This window comes from Rhodococcus sp. 05-2255-1e (genome assembly GCF_002259025.1).
GTDB classification, from domain to species: Bacteria; Actinomycetota; Actinomycetes; order Mycobacteriales; family Mycobacteriaceae; genus Rhodococcoides; species Rhodococcoides fascians.
This window is the reverse complement of the sequence record NZ_NOZE01000040.1, coordinates 176,416-192,590: the sequence shown is the minus strand read 5'-3', so window position 1 is coordinate 192,590 and position 16,175 is coordinate 176,416. Positions and strand designations below refer to the sequence as shown.

Genomic DNA, 16,175 nt, shown 5'->3' with positions numbered 1-16,175 from the left:
GTCAGTGAACGATATCGCCGGGCGGACGCGCAAGAGCGACGCAATTGCGGCCGTTGCGTTTCGCGCGATACAAAGCCTCGTCGGCGGCGGCGAGTGTTCGGTCGAACACGGTGCGGGTGGAGCGTGGATCCACCTGTGGCAGTGCGGCACCGACGCTGACGGTGATCGGGATGTCGTCCGCGACGTTATGGACGGCCTGTCGAAGGCGCTCGGCGAATTCGCCGAGCGTCGGTGTCGGATCCGGGACGAGGACGACGAATTCGTCGCCGCCCAGTCGTGAGACCGTCGCGTGTCGGCCGGCGCTCATGGTCAATCGCATTGCCGTCAGCCTCAACGCGACATCGCCCGCGGAGTGGCCGTGGTGGTCGTTGACGGCTTTGAAGTGGTCGATATCGATCAGCAACAAGGCCGGGCGAACGGGGTCGTTGCCGACACCGACTGCTCTGGCTTCCAGGCCTCGCCGGTTGAGCACTCCGGTCAGTGGGTCGGTCATCGCGTCGGACAGATGAACCCGAGAGGAGTGCAGTACTGCTCGTGAGAACGCCGACAGCAGCGTGACAGCGCCGTTGATCACCGTGATGGCCACCACGACTCGTAGGACGACCGATACGGTGTCGGTAGGGGTTGTCGCCAATGCTGATGCTCCGAGTACGAGCACGTACACCGTGCTCCACCCGACGTGGAACCAGATCACTTTCGGTCGAGCGAAGTGCGCGGCGTACGCACCGACCAGTGCGAGAAGCATCGCACCCTGAAGCGCTGCAAGGGGATCAGCGTAGGTTGCCGTCACCACGGTGACACCGAGTTCGCAATACACGACGAACCAGTTGTTGACGGGTGCGCGGCGAGACCACCAGTCCATCCCGAATTCGGCTTTGCTCATGATCCGGGCGACGGGAATCGTGCTGATGCACACGGCGTAGGTCAGTACGGTGCCGAGTCCTTCGGTGGGGCCGTCTTGCGTGAACGTGGTGCCGATGCCGAGCATCCCGAACAGCAGAGTCTGAACGACAACCCCCGTCCGCAGCAGCGGGTCGGGTGTCTCGTCGTTTGCCCGCATGCCGGCCGGTCGCTCGGTGGGCGCACGTCTTGCCGGTGAGTCCCGATGTCTACCCACCGAAACCGTCTCGTGTCATGTCCGATCGCCAGCGCAGACTGGCTCGGACTGCCTCGCCGACACGGTCGGCGAGGTCGGCGGCGAGTGGCTCGGAGTGGTGAAACGTAGTCGCCTGTTTCGGTTTCGACAACCGGGCCGGTTCGATCTTCGGTGCATGCCCGTCGATGCCCAACCGGAAGGCACTGTCCGGAGTCATTCGAGTCGAGGGTATGCGTTCGGCGTTGCGCGGAACCGCCGAACAGTCGATGGTGAGCAGCGTTCGATCCGGGCGCGCGAACGTTTGCTTGTCGGCAAGCGCGACATACAGTCCGTCGTTCGCCTCGGCGCGCGTCGCCAGTCGTGCGACGACCCGTCGAATACGCTGCTGGCACTGTGTTCGGTCCGACGACACGACCAGCTCGGCACCCGGGACGGCAGATCGTGTGCTGCGCGCCGACTCCGTCAAGGACGTCCAGATTGCGTCGTCGTCCTCACCGAAATATGTTCGCAACAGCCAGAGTTCGGAGCTGCTCGCGCCGTCGGGCATGGTGATCCAATCCGAGAACTGTGGGGTGCACCGAACGTGCGGTCAGGCGGAGGGGACAGCCCGGAGCTGCACGGGCACAGTCTCGGCGAGGAAGGCCAGCTGATCTCCGATCACCGAGGAGAACAGCGGCTCCACGTACGGGTCGAAATGACCGCCTACGTAGGTTCGAACCGTCGCACCGCGAACTTTCGCCGCGGCGCGTTGTGCGACGGACGCCGGGGTCACTGTGTCTTCGGACGCAATCTGCACCAAAGTGGGGCAGTCGATACGTGCCATCGTTCTCCCGGGGGAGTAGCGCCAGATCTTCAGAAGGATTCGTGCAGCGACGGTTTCGGGGTAGTCGCCGTCGGACAATCCGGACTCGAGGACGAGACGGTCACGCCCCTTCATCGCGTCGGGCGAGACCATCACGGCTCGTTGGCCGGGTAGTCCGACGCTGTCGACGTAGCGCGGCGATCGGCCGAGGACAGCGCGCACAGCGTCGGACATGGCGGCCGGTGCCAGCCGCACAGCCTGTCGCAATCCGGTTGCGCGAACGGCAGCAATGCCGTCGATGTGGGGTACCTGGGCGATGACGGCTGCGAATCGAACCCCGTTGCCCGCCAACGTCAGTACGTGGCCACCGGCGAACGACGTCCCCCAGCCGACGACCCGATTGTTGTCGACTCCGTCCAATGAGCGAGCGAAGTCGACGGCGTTTCGCCAGTCGATGAGCTGTTCGTTCACGTCCAACAACTGGCGCGGTTCGCCCTCGCTGTCCCCGAAGAACCGGTAGTCGAAGACGCACACCACGTAACCGGCCGCGACGAAACGCTCCGCGTAGGCGTACAGGCGCATGGCTCGGGGACTGCCGAACCCGTGGGCCATGACAATCACCGGCAGACGGTCGGAGGCCGGGCTGCTCGGCCGGAAAACCGTAGCAGCGCAACGAACTCCGTTCGAGTGGAATGACGTCTCGGTACGAGTGAAACCGGTGTGGTCGTCGGTGATCATGCGATTGTTCCTCTGTTCAGCAAAGACTGTATGGATCGAAACTCGTTACTTGAAGGGATTGAGTGTCCTGCCGAGGTAATACCCGATACTTGTCGGAATCGGTTTGGCTGCAACAGCAGTCGCTTTGTTGACCAACCCGGGCACGCACACCGGAGTGACGTTCTCGACCGCGCGCCATCCCTCGCGAACGACGTCCTCGGGGTTCTGCCACAGGATCGAGGGGAGCTTGGACGTGGCCGCCTCCCTGGTCCCCATGACGTCGTGGAACTCGCTGTGCGTGAAGCCCGGGCAGAGCGCGGTGACGTGAATGCCGTGGGGACGCAGCTCCATGTCGAGTGACTGCGACATGTCGAGTACGTAGGACTTGATGCCGGTGTACAGCAGACTGGCTGCGGGGGGAAGTAGGGCCGCCAGCGACGAGAGGTTGACGATGCGCCCGTATCCTCGCTCTTTCATGCCAGGAACAGTGAGGTGAGCAAGTTCGGTCACCGCCGTGATCATCACCTGGATCTCCGCGGCCAGCGACTCGAAGGGAGCGTCGGCGAACTTCGAATTCCCGGACATTCCGGCATTGTTGACGAGTATGTCGATGTCGACACCCAGGGCTCGCGTGCGCTCCATGATCGCGCGGGGAGCGTCGCGATCGGCCAGGTCGGCTGCCACCACGTCGCACCGCACGCTGTGGCGCGTGGTGAGCTCGTCTGCCAGTGCAGTCAACCGATCCTCGCGACGGGCTACCAGAACGAGGTTGTGTCCCTCGGCGGCGAGGTGACGGGCGAAGGCCGCGCCGATGCCTGCGGATGCGCCGGTGATCAGGGCTGTGCGTCCGGTGTTCGACATCTGCTACGTCTCCATCTCTTGAACGGTCATCAAGAACGGTAGCAGTGTCTTGAATGGCATTCAAGATAAACTTCGGGACATGCCCAAGAATCGCGGACTGCACGACAGAGAGAGCAAGCGCGACGACATCGTCGCCGCTGCCCGCGAGATGTTCGTATCCGACGGTTTCGAGCGCGCATCGATCAGCCGTCTGGCGAAAGCTGTCGGGATCACCCCGAACACCGTGTACTGGTACTTCGACGACAAGGACGACATCCTGGTCGCAGTGCTGACCGCTATCGCGGCCGAGGACGCGGCAGATTATGCGACCGTCGCGGATCGATCCCTGGCCGACCGTTTGGTCTGGCTCGTGGAGCAACTGCAGAGGGTGGGCCCTCTGGTATCGACGGTGCACGACCGAGTTGCCAAGTCGGCAGCAATCGAACACTGGCACAACGGTTTTCACCACTTCGCGGAATCGTTGTTCGCTTCCGATATCGAGAAGGCTGGACTGTCCGGGTCCGAAGCCGATGCGATGCTGCGCATCGGGACGTTCGTCGTGGAGGGATTGCTGACGCACGCCCCGGCTCCAGAGGTCGTCCGTTCGGTGATCGATCGATTGGTCGCGACCATACCTCCGGCTACGCATGCCTCCGCGGCCGAATAGGGCGACACATTCGGTCCGGCTACCGCTCGCGGGCCCGGCGGGGTACGAGTAATCGACGAAGGTGGATCAACGCGCTGTCCGTCGCCTGTCGGTCGTCACCGGTGATCTGCTCGAGTATCAGGCCCTCTGCAGCCGAGTAGACGAGGTGGCTCAGAGCTGGATCGGGGTCGATTCCTGCCAGCGTCAGTTCCGCGCCGATGGCATCGACGTACGCGTCACGTACGCGCCGGATGTGGGGCCTCAGCTTCGGACGACGGCGTGACTCGAGCATCAACTCGAATTGAAACGTCTGATCGATCGCATCGTCGTCCGCAAATGTGGACAGCCCTGCGAACAGCGCGTTCAGATCGCCGCTACCGGGCCGGGTGGTGATGGTAGCGACACTGCGAACGTAGGAGCGGTGCAGCGCCTCCTCGACGAGAGTGTCGATCGATCCGAAGTGGTGTGCCACCAGTGTGTGACCGACACCGGCCTCCGAGGCAACCCGCCTGTAGGTGAGGCGACGAAGCCCGTCTTCGGCGACCGCTCGAACGGTCGCGTCCAGCAGGGCGTCGCGGCCGGTACCGTACCGGGACTCGTGAACTCTCTGCTCGACGGCCATGTGCGGTGTGCCCCTTTCTGTCGGCTCGAAGATGCGCTACTCACCGTACCCAGCTTGCGATCCGAGATGTGGTCGAAGCAACGGTGATTCGGAGAGAATCGCTGGTGCGGCCTCGGGCACGCTGTGCGGTGTCATACCCTCGAATGCGGCGAACGCCGACTGATCCGCGAGGCGAAGCGGTGGCGTCCGGATCGATGGAATTCAGACCAATTCGGCCTCGTAGTTGATGGCGGGACGCATTGTGGCCCAAGCGAACCCGGCGACCGACACCGCGGGAATCAAAAGGAGCAGCCACTGAGCAACTCCGCCCTGGCCACCGAGCAGGACGTCGTAGTTGGTGACCGCAATGTAGGCCACGGATCCGAATCCGGCGATCGAGAGCGCAGGCGCGATCTTCGTCGTCCACGGGTTGGTCTCCAACGTGTTCCGTGCGAAGAACGCGATGATGGACACGGATGTGAGGATCAGGATCACGATCAGCGCCACGGTGCCCAGCGAGAGAAGCCAGCTGAAGGTGACGGTGATGGGATCTGCGCCGGCGAGTCCGAAACCGGCGACGACGACAGCGATGAGTACACCTACGCAGAGAGCGGCGGTTGCGGGTGTGCCCGACTTGGCCGTGACGGTACCGAGTCGAGCGGGCAGAACGCCGGCTCTGCTCAGTGCGTAGAGATAGCGAGCGAACATGTTCTGGAAGCCGATGAGCATGGCGACGAAACTCGTGACGACGAGAACCTCGAGGGACGTCGCCAGCCAGGACCCGACCTCGTTTTCCGCCACGGCGAACACGAATCCGGCGGGGTCATCGGTGGCCGCAGCCTGAACCGAATCCGATCCGACCGAATTGCCGATTGCCCACACGGTCAGGGCGTAGAACAGGCCGATGAAGGCGATGGATCCGTAGACGGCGCGGGGAATGGTGCGACGTGGGTTCTTGGCCTCTTCCGAGAACACCACTGTTGCTTCGAATCCGGTGAAGCAAGCGAAGGCGAACAGGAACGCTACGCCGAGACCCGGGCCGACCAGGTCGGATGGATCGAACGCGGCCAGAGAGTTACCGGACGGTCCGCCGCCACCGAGGATGATGGCAACGTCGAGCACGACGAGTGCAGCGATCTCGAGGGCGACCAGAACTCCGAGGACCTTGAGACTGAGGTCCACCCCGACGACGGTCAGAGTGGTCACCACCGCGAGGACGACGAGCACGATGAGCAACGGGGGAATGTCGATGCCGAGATGGTCGGCGATCAAGGCGTTCGCGAATACCGAGAACTGTGACCACAGTGCCGCTTGCAGGCTGCCGTAGAACAGGATTGCCAGTCCTGCGCCTGCGGTGGCGACCCGCGCACCGAGTCCCTGCGCGATGTAGGCCACGAACCCACCGGCGTTACGTATGTGCCGACTCATGGCGACGTACCCGGAGGAGAAGATCACGAACAGTGCAGCGGCAAGTAGATAGACCAGTGGTGCCGTTGCGCCGTTGGCCGAGAACACGACCGGTGAGGCACCGATGACTGCGGCCATGGGTGCCACGGCGGCAACGACGAAGAAGATGATGGCCCCGACGCCCAACGTGCCCGGACGCAATCCGGATCGTTCGGAGGAACCTGACTGGGGTGCTGCGTTCGACGAAAAGGGTGGTGTGGTGGACATCGGGCATCTCCGGGGTGGCAGGTGGAGCAGGATCGAATAGGTGGTGTTCGGCCGAATGCGTAAGAAAACGAGCGATCAGGCCGAGGGGCCCGGACGCGCAGCGTCGATCGACGGCGTGCGCTCGAATTCCTGGGCGTAGGAGCCCATCGTGAGATTCACCAGTTCTCCGCTGTACTGATCGAGGGCGAACTGGATGCCGACCGTGCGGTGGGCTGCCAGGTCGATGAGAACCATGCCTTCGACGCCCAGGTTCTTCTCCAGCCAAGAGAAGAGGTACGTGTTGTCGCGCAGCTTGAAGTAGGTGCAGCGTTCGGTGTCACCGACTCCGAGCTCGGTACCGCCGACACACAGCCACGTGAAGATGTTCTCGTTCAGGTAGACGTGGTCGTAGACGTCCTCACCGCTGTATGCGTACCGGACGCGGCGTCCGATCAGCTCGTCGGTGACAGTGTGCGCGTCCTCGGGCGTGGCACCGGATCCAGCGATCTGGCCCTGGAACCACTGCTGGCGCGCGGCTTCAGGTCGGGGGTCGAGTCCGAGTTCGCCGATCGCTCCGGTGACCTGTCCGCTGGCGGTGTCGATCGCGGCGCTGAAGGCTACGGGGTGATCCTCCCCGGCCCGCAGGTAGTGGATGTAGAACAGTCCGGGCTGCATCTCGAACAGCTCGTAGCTGTCGGTTCCGCGCGCGGTCTCGGTGCCGTTCTCGAACACGGCCCACTCGACTGCCGAACTGGAGAATTTCTGGGACAGAGTGAAGTCGCTACCGCCGTCGAGGTACCGGGCGTCCAGCACGATCTCCTCGCCATCGAGTGCCCGGCTGAGGTCGGGCAGGTACTCGTCGAAGCCGTCGGCCATTTCGGTGAGCGGAGCCCAGTCTTCTTTGCTCCAGCTGAACGGTGTTGTTGCAGTCTTCATTTCATACCTCTCGAAGGTGACGGCGCGTCGTGTTCGGTGACCGGCGGGTGATCACCGCGCAAACTGAACAGATGGTCGATTGTGACCCGTGGCACAACTATGACGGATCGCGGGCAAATAATCAAGGGTTTGATCGATTTGTTTACGCGTGAAACACGCTGGAAACAGCAATCGGACATATCTGTCGGAACTGCGCGCCGAATCGAATCCGCGAGGTGGCTGTTACGCCCTGCGTCGGAACGGTTTTCGTGATGCTGAGCGTGCGGCGAGGGTAGATGCGGAACACTTGCTCCGTAGGCGAGCGGTCAGCGCCGCTTGATGCCGTCCTGGTCGATCGCGGTGGCCAGCTTTTGCAGAAGGCCGGTGAGAATCTGGCGTTCTTCGCCTGTCAGAGCATCGGCCCAGAGTTGTTCACGACGATTGTGAGCCGCAAAAGTGTCCGTGATGGCGGAATGCCCGGATTCTGTCAGCGAGACGGTCAGGGCTCGGCCGTCGGTGATGGACCGTTCCGATTCCACCAGACCGTCCTTGATCAAGGTCTTGACCAGAGCGGACGTGGCAGAGCGGCTGATGCCTGCCAGCTCTGCGATGCGCTTCGATTCGCTCGGCCCGACGAGCCACAGAACGAACAACACTCGGAAACCCGACCATGTCCAGCCACTGGGGCGATGAACACTCGATTCCAGGTCGTAGACCACGGCACCGGTGACTCGATGCAGCTCGAGCACCAACCGCATGGCAACCGGATCGACCTGTTCGAGTTCCGTGGACGCCTTCTCGACGGCGAACTCGACGAACGACATGAAGTCGAGCTGAGTGGGGTCGATGGAGTCGGCGGTCACCGTCCCACGGTATCGGACCGGCATCGGCGTGCCCGGCCGAGCACGCCGATGCGGTTCGATCAGCCGTTGATGACCTGTGGTGCCGAGACCGATTTGAGTCCGTCGACGCCGAATTCGAGGCCGTAGCCGGACATCTTGATGCCGCCGAACGGAACCATCGGGTGTACGCCACCGTGGCTGTTGATCCATACCGTGCCGGCTTGAATCCGAGCGGCTATCTTTCGGGCAGCATCGCGGTCGGAACTCCACACCGAAGCTCCGAGTCCGACATCGAGGCCGTTGGCGAGTTCGATTGCCTCGTCGACTGTTTCGTATCGAACGATGGGTAGGGCCGGGCCGAACTGCTCCTCGGTCACCAGAGCGTTGTCGTTGTCGATGTTCGACACCAGAGTCGTGGGGTAGAAGTGCCCGGGGGCGTCGGCGTCCGGGTTTCCGCCGACCAGCATGGTGGCACCGGATTCGCGGGCGCGCTCGACAAGATTCGCGACGATGTCGTACTGCGCCTTGTTCTGCAACGGGCCCAACACGTTGTCCTCATCCAGACCGCGGCCCATCGGCATCGCCTCCGCGACTGCCGCGAGTTCGGTGCAGACCGCGTCGTAGACGTCGGTGTGCACGTACAGGCGCTTGAGTGCGGCACAGGTTTGTCCAGTGTTGATGAAGGCACCCCAGAACAGATCCTGCGCAATGGCTTTGGGATCGACATCCGGCAACACGATGCCGGCGTCGTTGCCACCGAGTTCGAGGGTGAGCCGCTTCACCGTATCGGCGGAGCTCTTGATGATCGCTTGGCCGGTGCGGGTGGACCCGGTGAACATCAGCTTGTCGATGTCGGGGTGCGACGACAGGCGTGCGCCCAGGTCTCCCTCGCCGGCGACAACGGTCAGCACATCCTCGGGTAGCGCCGAGTTGATGACCGTGGCGAGCGCCAGCACACTCAACGGCGTGTATTCCGACGGTTTGACGACGGTGGTGTTACCCATCCGCAATGCGGGAGCGATCTGCCAGACGGTGATCATCATGGGCCAGTTCCACGGTCCGATTGCCCCGACGACTCCGAGCGGACGGTAGTACATCTCGGCGTTGCCGTCGTCGCCGTCGAGGAGGGTGCGGCCGGGGAGTTCGGTTGCCGCGGTGGCACGCAGCCAGTTGGCACAGGCACCGACCTCGAACCGCGCATTGGGTCCGTTCAGTGGCTTGCCCTGTTCACGTGAAAGTAATTCTGCGAGAGGCTCGGTGGCTGCATCGATGGCATCGGCTGCCTGGAGCAGGCGCGCCGTGCGGTCCTCGTCGGTAAGCGCCGCCCACGCAGGCTGTGCTGCTGTGGCGCGGGCGATCGCGGCGTCGAGCACGTCGACACCCTCGACCGGTGCTTTCCCGACGACGTCCCCGGTTGCCGGGTCGAGGATCTCGCGTCCGTTCGGATCGGTGATCTCGCTGAGAAGCGAATCGAATGTGATGGTCACTGTCTGTCCTTTCGACGGCGAACTGGGTTGGAGGATCAGTAGCTGGCGCGCGCGCTGTGCGCCGATGGATCGATGTAGCGCTGGGCGAGGGCCTCGGAACCCCGCGCCAAGATTGCAGCGTCGGCACCGACGAGCAGGAACCGTGCGCCGTCCTCGGCGTAGGAATCGGCACGGCCGGGATCGAAAGCATTGACTCCGAACGGCTTTCCGGTGGATGCGATCGCAGTGAACGCATCGTTCACTGCGGCCACGACGTCGGGGTGGTTCTGCTGTCCGAGTAGTCCCATCGAGGCGGACAGATCGCTGGGTCCGAGGAAGACGCCGTCGATCCCCGGCGTTCCCGCGATAGCCGCTGCGTTGGATACCCCTTCGGCCGTCTCGATCTGGACGAAGACGGACACGTGATCGGCTCCGTCCGCCAGATAGTCCTCGACCCGGTTCCAGCGGGCCGATCGTGCCAGCGCGCTACCGACGCCGCGCCGCCCCACCGGTGGGTACTGTGCCGCGGCGGCCACCTCGCGCGCTTGATCGGCCGTCGAGATCATCGGGACCAAAATGTTCTGAGCGCCCAGATCCAAGACTTGCTTGATGATCACCGCGTCGCCGACGGGTACTCGCACCACCGGCGTCACAGGGTAAGCCGAGGCCGCATACAGCTGTGCGAGAACCGATTCGAGCCCGTTGGGTGCGTGCTCCATGTCGATCAGCACCCAGTCCAGTCCCGAGCCGGCCATGATCTCGGCGGCCACTGGTGACCCGGTGGTGATCCAGCCGCCGTACAGCGGCCGGTCCGCCTCCGCCAACGCCTCCCGGAAGGTCTTGTTCAGACGAAGCGGCATGAGATCGTTCCCATCGGGCCGTAGTCGGCGAGCACGCTGTCGCCCTGGTGCACCCACATCGGGCGGGTGAACGATCCGGCCAACACGATTTCACCGGCCTCGAGCCGGTCGCCGTGCTGAGAGAGCTTGTTGGCCAACCACGCCACGCCCGTCGCCGGATGATTGAGCACCGCGGCGGCGACGCCGGACTCTTCGATCGTCTCGTTGCGATAGAGCAGCGCCGATATCCACCGCATGTCCACAGTCGATGGGTCGGTGGGGTTGCCGCCGTAGACCATCGCGCCGAGTGCGGCGTTGTCGCTGATGGTGTCGACGATGGTGCGGCCCTGCATCTCGATCCGCGAACTGAGAATCTCGAGAGCCGGCACGACGAACTCGGTTGCCTTCAGGACATCGAAGATCGTCGCTGTCGGACCGGCGAGCGGGCTCCCGAGAACGAAGGCGAGTTCGACCTCGATGCGCACATTGGAGAAGCGTCCGTGTTCGATCACCGAGCCGTTGTCGAAAACCTGATCGTCGAAGATCGCGCCGTAATCGGGCTCGGTGATGCCGGTCGCGACCTGCATCACCTTGCTCGTCAAGCCGATCTTGCGGCCGACCAGGCGTCGACCGGACTCGACCTTCCGTCGACGCCACTCGTTCTGCACCGCGTACGAATCCTCGAAGGTCATGTCGGGATAGCGAGCAGTGAGCCGCGGAATCATCGTCCGCGTCCGTTCGGCTTCTTCGAGTTGGTCGGCTATGGCCGTGATGGTGTTCGGGGGGAGCATGAATTCTCCTGTGCCGTAGGGGAATGAGTCGTTACTACAGCTGTGCGCCGAGCTTGAACTCGCCCTTCTTCCAGTCCGGCATTTCGTCGGTGTCCTCTTTGCGGGTGTACGAGAAGCCGTCCGCCCCGATGGTGACGGCCATTTCGGAATCGTCGGTTCGCTCGATGACCGGCTTGGGGTTGCCGTCGAGATCCAGGACGATCGAGGCGTCGGTGTACCAGCTGGGGACCACCGGGGTGCCCCACCAGTCGCGGCGTTGGTTGTCGTGCACGTCCCAGGTGACGACCGGGTTGTCGGGATCGCCGGTGTAGTAGTCCTGGGTGTAGATCTCGATGCGGTGGCCATCCGGGTCGCGGAGGTAGAGGTAGAAGGCGTTCGAGACGCCGTGCCGTCCCGGTCCGCGCTCGATGTGGTCGGACATCCGCAGGGAGCCGAGTTTGTCGCAGATCGCGATGATGTTGTGCTTCTCGTGCGTGGCGAAAGCAACGTGGTGCATCCGTGGTCCGTCGCCCCCGGTCATCGCGGTGTCGTGCACAGTGGACTTACGACGCATCCAGGCCGCGTACGTCGTCCCGGCCTCGTCCTGGATGTCCTCGGTGACGCGAAAGCCGAGATCCTCCATGTACGCCACGGCGCGGGGGACATCGGGGGTCACCTGATTGAAGTGGTCCAGTCGGACGAGCGCACCCGGGGTGTACAGGTGGTAGTGCCACGCGAGGCGCTCGACGTGCTCGACGTCGTAGAAGAACTCGTACGGAAAGCCGAGGGGATCCTCGACGCGCACCGAATCGCCGATTCCTTTGTTGTATCCGTTGGGGTTTCGCTCCACGCGGCAGCCGAGTTCGGTGTAGAACGCGACGGCTTTGTCGAGATCCTCCGGGCTGCGTACCCGATAGGAGAACGCTGCTACACCGGCGACAGGGCCCTTGCGCAGGACCAGGTTGTGGTGGATGAATTCCTCGAACGAGCGAAGGTAGACGGCGTTCTCGTCTTCCTCGGTCACGACGAGATCGAGTACGTCGACGTAGAACTTGCGTGAACGCTCGAGGTCGGTGACGACCAATTCCATGTAGGCGCAGCGCAATACATCCGGGGGAGTGGCCCGCGGGGTGGGAACCGGGTCGGCCGAGCGGATCGGGCTGGTGCGCGTCACGACGGGCTCGGGGGCATCGGGGGTGATGGTCATGTCATGGTCCTTGTCGAAAGGTGAAGGGAGTCGGTGCTGTCTGCGTCAGTGCTTGGCTGAGTCGGCCTTGCCGAAGGTCGGGTTGTGTACCTCGCCGAGCGTGATGTGCACGGCCTGCTGCTGGGTGTAGAAGTCGATGGAGCGGTAGCCACCCTCGTGCCCGAGCCCAGAAGCCTTGACCCCACCGAACGGGGTGCGTAGGTCGCGGACGTTGTTGGAGTTGAGCCACACCATGCCGGCATCGATGGCCTGGGCGAAGTTGTGCGAGCGCTTGAGGTCGTTGGTCCAGACGTATGCTGCGAGACCGTATTTGACACCGTTGGCCAATTCGAGAGCTTCGTCGTCGGTGTCGAACGGAGTGATCGCCACGACCGGTCCGAAGATCTCTTCCTGGAAGATGCGGGCGTCGGGTGCGACATCGGCGAACACCGTCGGGGTCACGAAGTTGCCCTGCTCGAAGCCTTCGGCCCGGCCGCCGCCCGCAACCAGGCGGGCTTCGGTCTTGCCGATCTCGATGTAGCTCATCACCTTGTCGTAGTGCTCCAGGTGCACCAGCGCACCGACCTCGGTCGAGGGATCGTGCGGGTAGCCCACCTTCACCCGCTTGGCCTGTGCAGCATAACGTTCGACGAACTCGTCGTAGATGGACCGTTCGACGAGGATGCGGCTGCCCGCGGTGCAGCGCTCCCCGTTGAGAGAGAACACACCGAAGATCGTGGCGTCCACTGCTGCTTCGAGATCGGCATCGGCGAACACGATCGCCGGGCTCTTTCCGCCCAGTTCCATCGACAGGCCCTTGAGGAAGGGCGCGGCGTTGCCGAAAATGAGCTGACCCGTGCTGGATTCGCCGGTGAAGGAGATCAAGGGAACGTCGGGGTGCTTGACGAGCGCGTCGCCTGCGTCTTCGCCGAGGCCGTTGACAAGGTTGAACACACCCTCGGGGAGGCCGGCTTCCTCGAAGATGCCCGCCCACAACGATGCCGACAGGGGAGTGAACTCGGCGGGCTTGAGGACGACGGTATTGCCGGTGGCCAGTGCTGGGCCGAGCTTCCACGATTCGAGCATGAACGGGGTGTTCCACGGGGTGATGAGGCCGGCGACCCCGATGGGGGTGCGATTGACGTAGTTGATCTGCCGTCCTGGGACCTTGTAGGTGTCGTCGGCCTGAGCGACGATGAGGTCTGCGAAGAAGCGGAAGTTCTCGGCGGCGCGGCGAGCCTGACCGAGTGCCTGGGTGATGGGGAGGCCGGAGTCGAAGGATTCGAGTTCGGCCAGCCGGGCGTCGCGTGATTCGACGATGTCGGCGATGCGGTGGAGGATCCGGGAGCGCTCGCGCGGCAGCATGCGCGGCCACGGGCCTTCCTTGAATGCTTTCTTGGCGGCCTCGACAGCGCGGTCGATGTCGGCCTTCTTGCCGGCGGCGGCCTGCAGGTAGACCTCATTGGATACCGGGTCGAGAACGTCGAAAGTGTCGCCGTCGATCGAATCGACGAACGCACCGCCGATGTAGTGCTGGATCTTGCTGGGAAGGTCGGTGGGGACGTGGCGTTGTGCCTGTTCGGCGACAGTGTTCGTCATGAATGCTCCAATATCGGGATCGGTTGTCTGATCTGACTCAGTAGGCCGGTAGGCCGATGGTTTCGTCGGGGTGCTCGTGGACCAGGTATGCGTCGAGCGTTGCGGATCGGTGTCGTCGAGCCGCCTTCTCGATTTCGCCGAGGGGCGCACCGATTTCGATGAGCCGCACGATGTTCTCGTGTTCGTGCACCGATTCACGTGCGCGACCGGGAACGAACGCGAACGTCGATGCGCGCAAGTGTCCGAGACGGCCCCACTCGGCTTCGACGAGTGTCAGCATTCGTGGGTTCACGCATTTCGCGAACAGAATCTGGTGGAACTCCTTGTTCAGCGACGTGAACAGGTGCGGATCGAAATGCTCGAGGGACTCGATCATGCGTTCGTTCACGGCACGGGCTTTCCGAATGTCGTCCTCCGACAATCGGCGTGCGGCCATGGCAGTGGCAGCGCCCTCGAGAACGCTCAAACTCTGCATGCTGTAGCGATATTGGGTGTCGTCCACCATCGACACGTGAGCACCGACGTTCCGCTCGAACGTCACCAGACCTTCCGCCTCGAGTTGTCGGATCGCCTCACGAACCGGAACGACACTCATGTCGAGATCCTTCGCGATCGAGCCGAGTACGAGGCGGTAGCCGGGCGTGTATTCCTGCCGCGCTATCCGGTCCTTGATGTAGTGGTAGGCGGCCTGCGATTTGCTCTGTGTCATTGGGAAACTCCCTGATCCTTACGCCACTGCTCGTACTTGCTCTTCCACTCCGCATTCGGTGGGAAGAGCCCGTCGAGTGGATGTCCGGCCGCGACTTGGTCGGCAACCCACGCGTCCTGCTCTTCCTGAGCGAGCGCCTCGTCGACCACTTCCTCGGCCAACGCCGGCGGGATCACGATGACCCCGTCGCTGTCGCCGACGATGACGTCGCCGGGCTGTACCGTCGCTCCACCGCAGGCGACGGTCAGGTCGAAATCCCATGGGACGTGGCGGCGGCCCAATACTGCGGGGTGTGCGGTCGCGGCGAACACGGGGAGGCCGATCTCGGCTACGGCGTCGCGATCGCGGACTCCTCCGTCGGTCACGACGCCGACGGCGCCGCGGGATCGGGCACGTAGGGCGAGGATGTCACCCAGAGTGCCGGAGCCGAGTTCGCCGCGGGCCTCGATGACGATGATCTCGCCGTCGTTCACGGCGTCGAACGCTCGTTTCTGGGCGTTGTAGCCGCCGCCGTGGGAGACGAACAGGTCTTCGCGGTTGGGTACGAACCGCAGTGTCCTGGCCGTTCCGACGATCTTGTCGCCGGTATTCAGTGCGCGAACACCGTCGATCGACACGTTGTTCAGTCCCCGCTTGCGAAGCTGGGCCGACAGACCCGCCACCGGTACCCGGGTCAGTTTGTCTCGTAGCTGGGGGTTCAAACCTGTTCGAGGCGTAGTGATTCCGGCCGCTTCGGCCGAGCCCCACGCGTCCTCGCGCTGCGCATCGTCTGCTGCCGGCAGAGAGCCGAGCCCTGGGTCGAATTCGTTCTCGCCCTGGGTGACCGTTGTGATCAACCGGCCGGTCGACGACGAATCGTCGATCGTGCTCACCTCGACCTCGACGACGTCGCCGGGAACGACGACCGACGAGCCGGCGGGTGTACCGGTGAGGATGACGTCGCCGGGCTCGAGTGTGAAGTGCTGCGACAGGTCGGCTATCAATTGGGGCAGCGTGAAGATGAGGCCGGCCGTGGTGTCGTCCTGGGCCACGGTTCCGTTGACCCACGTCCGGATTCGCAGTGCAGTCGGGTCGACCGAACGCGCGTCGATGACGTCGGGTCCCAGGGGTGTGTACCCGTCTCCGCCCTTGGAGCGGACGTTGGATCCCTTGTCGTTGGCGCGCAGATCGTAGAGGCCGAAGTCGTTGGCGGCCGTGATGCCCGAGACGTGGTTCCAGGCGTTCTCTGCCGATACCCATCGCGTTGTCGACCCGATGATCAGGGCGATTTCGCCCTCGAACGCGAGGAGTTCGGTGCCTGCCGGCCGCTCGACCGTGTCGCCCGTCGACGCCACAGAGCTTGTCGGCTTGAGGAAGTAGGACGGATGAGCCGGGCGGCGACCGCGCTGATCGGCTCGTGATGCATAGCTCAGATGCACCGCGACGATCTTCCCGGGCCTGGTCAGTGAGTTGTTCGACTCGATGACGGCAGCATCGTGGCTCTCGGTCTTCATG

The 16,175-nt window shown here is 63.7% G+C and carries 16 protein-coding genes; 1 reads left to right on the top strand and 15 read right to left on the bottom strand.

What is annotated here, in order from left to right:
• Position 1: 1 nt before the first annotated feature.
• The 4 genes from CH262_RS24275 to CH262_RS24260 are packed head-to-tail and all read right to left on the bottom strand — an operon-like array spanning position 2 to position 3,476.
• The gene (locus CH262_RS24275) at positions 2-1,060 is read right to left on the bottom strand and encodes a GGDEF domain-containing protein (protein WP_094718605.1); all 1,059 of its coding nucleotides are present in this window, start codon (positions 1,058-1,060) and stop codon (positions 2-4) included.
• 49 nt (positions 1,061-1,109) lie between these two features.
• Positions 1,110-1,643 (bottom strand): DUF6924 domain-containing protein, encoded by a 534-nt coding sequence (locus CH262_RS24270; protein WP_032401212.1) that lies wholly within the window; start codon positions 1,641-1,643, stop codon positions 1,110-1,112.
• A 42-nt stretch (positions 1,644-1,685) separates the two neighbouring features.
• Positions 1,686-2,636, bottom strand: a complete 951-nt coding sequence (locus tag CH262_RS24265) for an alpha/beta hydrolase (RefSeq protein WP_094718604.1) — start codon at positions 2,634-2,636, stop codon at positions 1,686-1,688.
• 45 nt (positions 2,637-2,681) lie between these two features.
• Entirely contained in the window at positions 2,682-3,476 is a 795-nt protein-coding gene (locus CH262_RS24260) for an SDR family NAD(P)-dependent oxidoreductase (protein WP_094718603.1), read from the bottom strand.
• Between the two features lie 79 nt (positions 3,477-3,555).
• Here CH262_RS24260 and CH262_RS24255 point away from each other — a divergent pair, with 79 nt between their 5' ends.
• A complete protein-coding gene (locus tag CH262_RS24255) occupies positions 3,556-4,122 on the top strand; it encodes a TetR/AcrR family transcriptional regulator (RefSeq protein ID WP_048319571.1) in 567 nt (188 codons plus the stop codon).
• Positions 4,123-4,141: 19 nt separating this feature from the next.
• Here the strand turns inward: CH262_RS24255 and CH262_RS24250 are convergent, their stop codons facing one another.
• The 11 genes from CH262_RS24250 to CH262_RS24200 all read right to left on the bottom strand — a co-directional run bounded on the left by CH262_RS24250 (position 4,142) and on the right by CH262_RS24200 (position 16,174).
• Positions 4,142-4,723 carry a TetR/AcrR family transcriptional regulator gene (locus CH262_RS24250; protein WP_094718602.1) on the bottom strand — a complete coding sequence of 194 codons (582 nt, stop codon included), beginning with the start codon at positions 4,721-4,723 and terminating at the stop codon, positions 4,142-4,144.
• A 201-nt stretch (positions 4,724-4,924) separates the two neighbouring features.
• Positions 4,925-6,376: an APC family permease gene (locus CH262_RS24245; protein WP_032385586.1), complete on the bottom strand. Its 1,452-nt coding sequence runs from the start codon at positions 6,374-6,376 to the stop codon at positions 4,925-4,927.
• Between the two features lie 75 nt (positions 6,377-6,451).
• Positions 6,452-7,291 carry a MoaF C-terminal domain-containing protein gene (locus CH262_RS24240; RefSeq protein WP_094693313.1) on the bottom strand — a complete coding sequence of 280 codons (840 nt, stop codon included), beginning with the start codon at positions 7,289-7,291 and terminating at the stop codon, positions 6,452-6,454.
• Between the two features lie 305 nt (positions 7,292-7,596).
• On the bottom strand, positions 7,597-8,133 hold the full coding sequence (locus CH262_RS24235; RefSeq protein ID WP_032393384.1) for a MarR family winged helix-turn-helix transcriptional regulator: 537 nt from the start codon (positions 8,131-8,133) through the stop codon (positions 7,597-7,599).
• A gap of 59 nt (positions 8,134-8,192) precedes the next feature.
• Positions 8,193-9,599: an aldehyde dehydrogenase family protein gene (locus CH262_RS24230; protein ID WP_094718601.1), complete on the bottom strand. Its 1,407-nt coding sequence runs from the start codon at positions 9,597-9,599 to the stop codon at positions 8,193-8,195.
• Between the two features lie 35 nt (positions 9,600-9,634).
• Positions 9,635-10,438 (bottom strand): HpcH/HpaI aldolase family protein, encoded by an 804-nt coding sequence (locus CH262_RS24225; RefSeq protein WP_094718600.1) that lies wholly within the window; start codon positions 10,436-10,438, stop codon positions 9,635-9,637.
• Positions 10,423-11,208 carry a 2-oxo-hept-4-ene-1,7-dioate hydratase gene (gene hpaH / locus CH262_RS24220; protein WP_048319581.1) on the bottom strand — a complete coding sequence of 262 codons (786 nt, stop codon included), beginning with the start codon at positions 11,206-11,208 and terminating at the stop codon, positions 10,423-10,425. Before hpaH ends, CH262_RS24225 begins: the two co-directional genes overlap by 16 nt.
• A 34-nt stretch (positions 11,209-11,242) precedes the next feature.
• Positions 11,243-12,394 carry a 3,4-dihydroxyphenylacetate 2,3-dioxygenase gene (hpaD, locus tag CH262_RS24215; RefSeq protein WP_032393250.1) on the bottom strand — a complete coding sequence of 384 codons (1,152 nt, stop codon included), beginning with the start codon at positions 12,392-12,394 and terminating at the stop codon, positions 11,243-11,245.
• 45 nt (positions 12,395-12,439) lie between these two features.
• Complete coding sequence (hpaE, locus tag CH262_RS24210) at positions 12,440-13,972, bottom strand: 5-carboxymethyl-2-hydroxymuconate semialdehyde dehydrogenase (RefSeq protein WP_094718599.1); 1,533 nt, start codon at positions 13,970-13,972, stop codon at positions 12,440-12,442.
• A 37-nt stretch (positions 13,973-14,009) separates the two neighbouring features.
• Positions 14,010-14,681, bottom strand: coding sequence for a GntR family transcriptional regulator (locus CH262_RS24205; RefSeq protein WP_094718598.1), 672 nt, complete (start codon positions 14,679-14,681; stop codon positions 14,010-14,012).
• Entirely contained in the window at positions 14,678-16,174 is a 1,497-nt protein-coding gene (locus tag CH262_RS24200; RefSeq protein ID WP_094718597.1) for a fumarylacetoacetate hydrolase family protein, read from the bottom strand. Before CH262_RS24200 ends, CH262_RS24205 begins: the two co-directional genes overlap by 4 nt.
• Position 16,175 lies beyond the last annotated feature (1 nt).

Coding starts and splice junctions, on each gene's coding strand:
- CH262_RS24275 (WP_094718605.1), bottom strand. CDS start 1,060: ATGCGGGCAAACGACGAGACACCCGACCCGCTGCTGCGGACGGGGGTT.
- CH262_RS24270 (WP_032401212.1), bottom strand. CDS start 1,643: ATGCCCGACGGCGCGAGCAGCTCCGAACTCTGGCTGTTGCGAACATAT.
- CH262_RS24265 (WP_094718604.1), bottom strand. CDS start 2,636: ATGATCACCGACGACCACACCGGTTTCACTCGTACCGAGACGTCATTC.
- CH262_RS24260 (WP_094718603.1), bottom strand. CDS start 3,476: ATGTCGAACACCGGACGCACAGCCCTGATCACCGGCGCATCCGCAGGC.
- CH262_RS24255 (WP_048319571.1), top strand. CDS start 3,556: ATGCCCAAGAATCGCGGACTGCACGACAGAGAGAGCAAGCGCGACGAC.
- CH262_RS24250 (WP_094718602.1), bottom strand. CDS start 4,723: ATGGCCGTCGAGCAGAGAGTTCACGAGTCCCGGTACGGTACCGGCCGC.
- CH262_RS24245 (WP_032385586.1), bottom strand. CDS start 6,376: ATGTCCACCACACCACCCTTTTCGTCGAACGCAGCACCCCAGTCAGGT.
- CH262_RS24240 (WP_094693313.1), bottom strand. CDS start 7,291: ATGAAGACTGCAACAACACCGTTCAGCTGGAGCAAAGAAGACTGGGCT.
- CH262_RS24225 (WP_094718600.1), bottom strand. CDS start 10,438: ATGCCGCTTCGTCTGAACAAGACCTTCCGGGAGGCGTTGGCGGAGGCG.
- hpaH (WP_048319581.1), bottom strand. CDS start 11,208: ATGCTCCCCCCGAACACCATCACGGCCATAGCCGACCAACTCGAAGAA.
- hpaD (WP_032393250.1), bottom strand. CDS start 12,394: ATGACCATCACCCCCGATGCCCCCGAGCCCGTCGTGACGCGCACCAGC.
- hpaE (WP_094718599.1), bottom strand. CDS start 13,972: ATGACGAACACTGTCGCCGAACAGGCACAACGCCACGTCCCCACCGAC.
- CH262_RS24205 (WP_094718598.1), bottom strand. CDS start 14,681: ATGACACAGAGCAAATCGCAGGCCGCCTACCACTACATCAAGGACCGG.
- CH262_RS24200 (WP_094718597.1), bottom strand. CDS start 16,174: ATGAAGACCGAGAGCCACGATGCTGCCGTCATCGAGTCGAACAACTCA.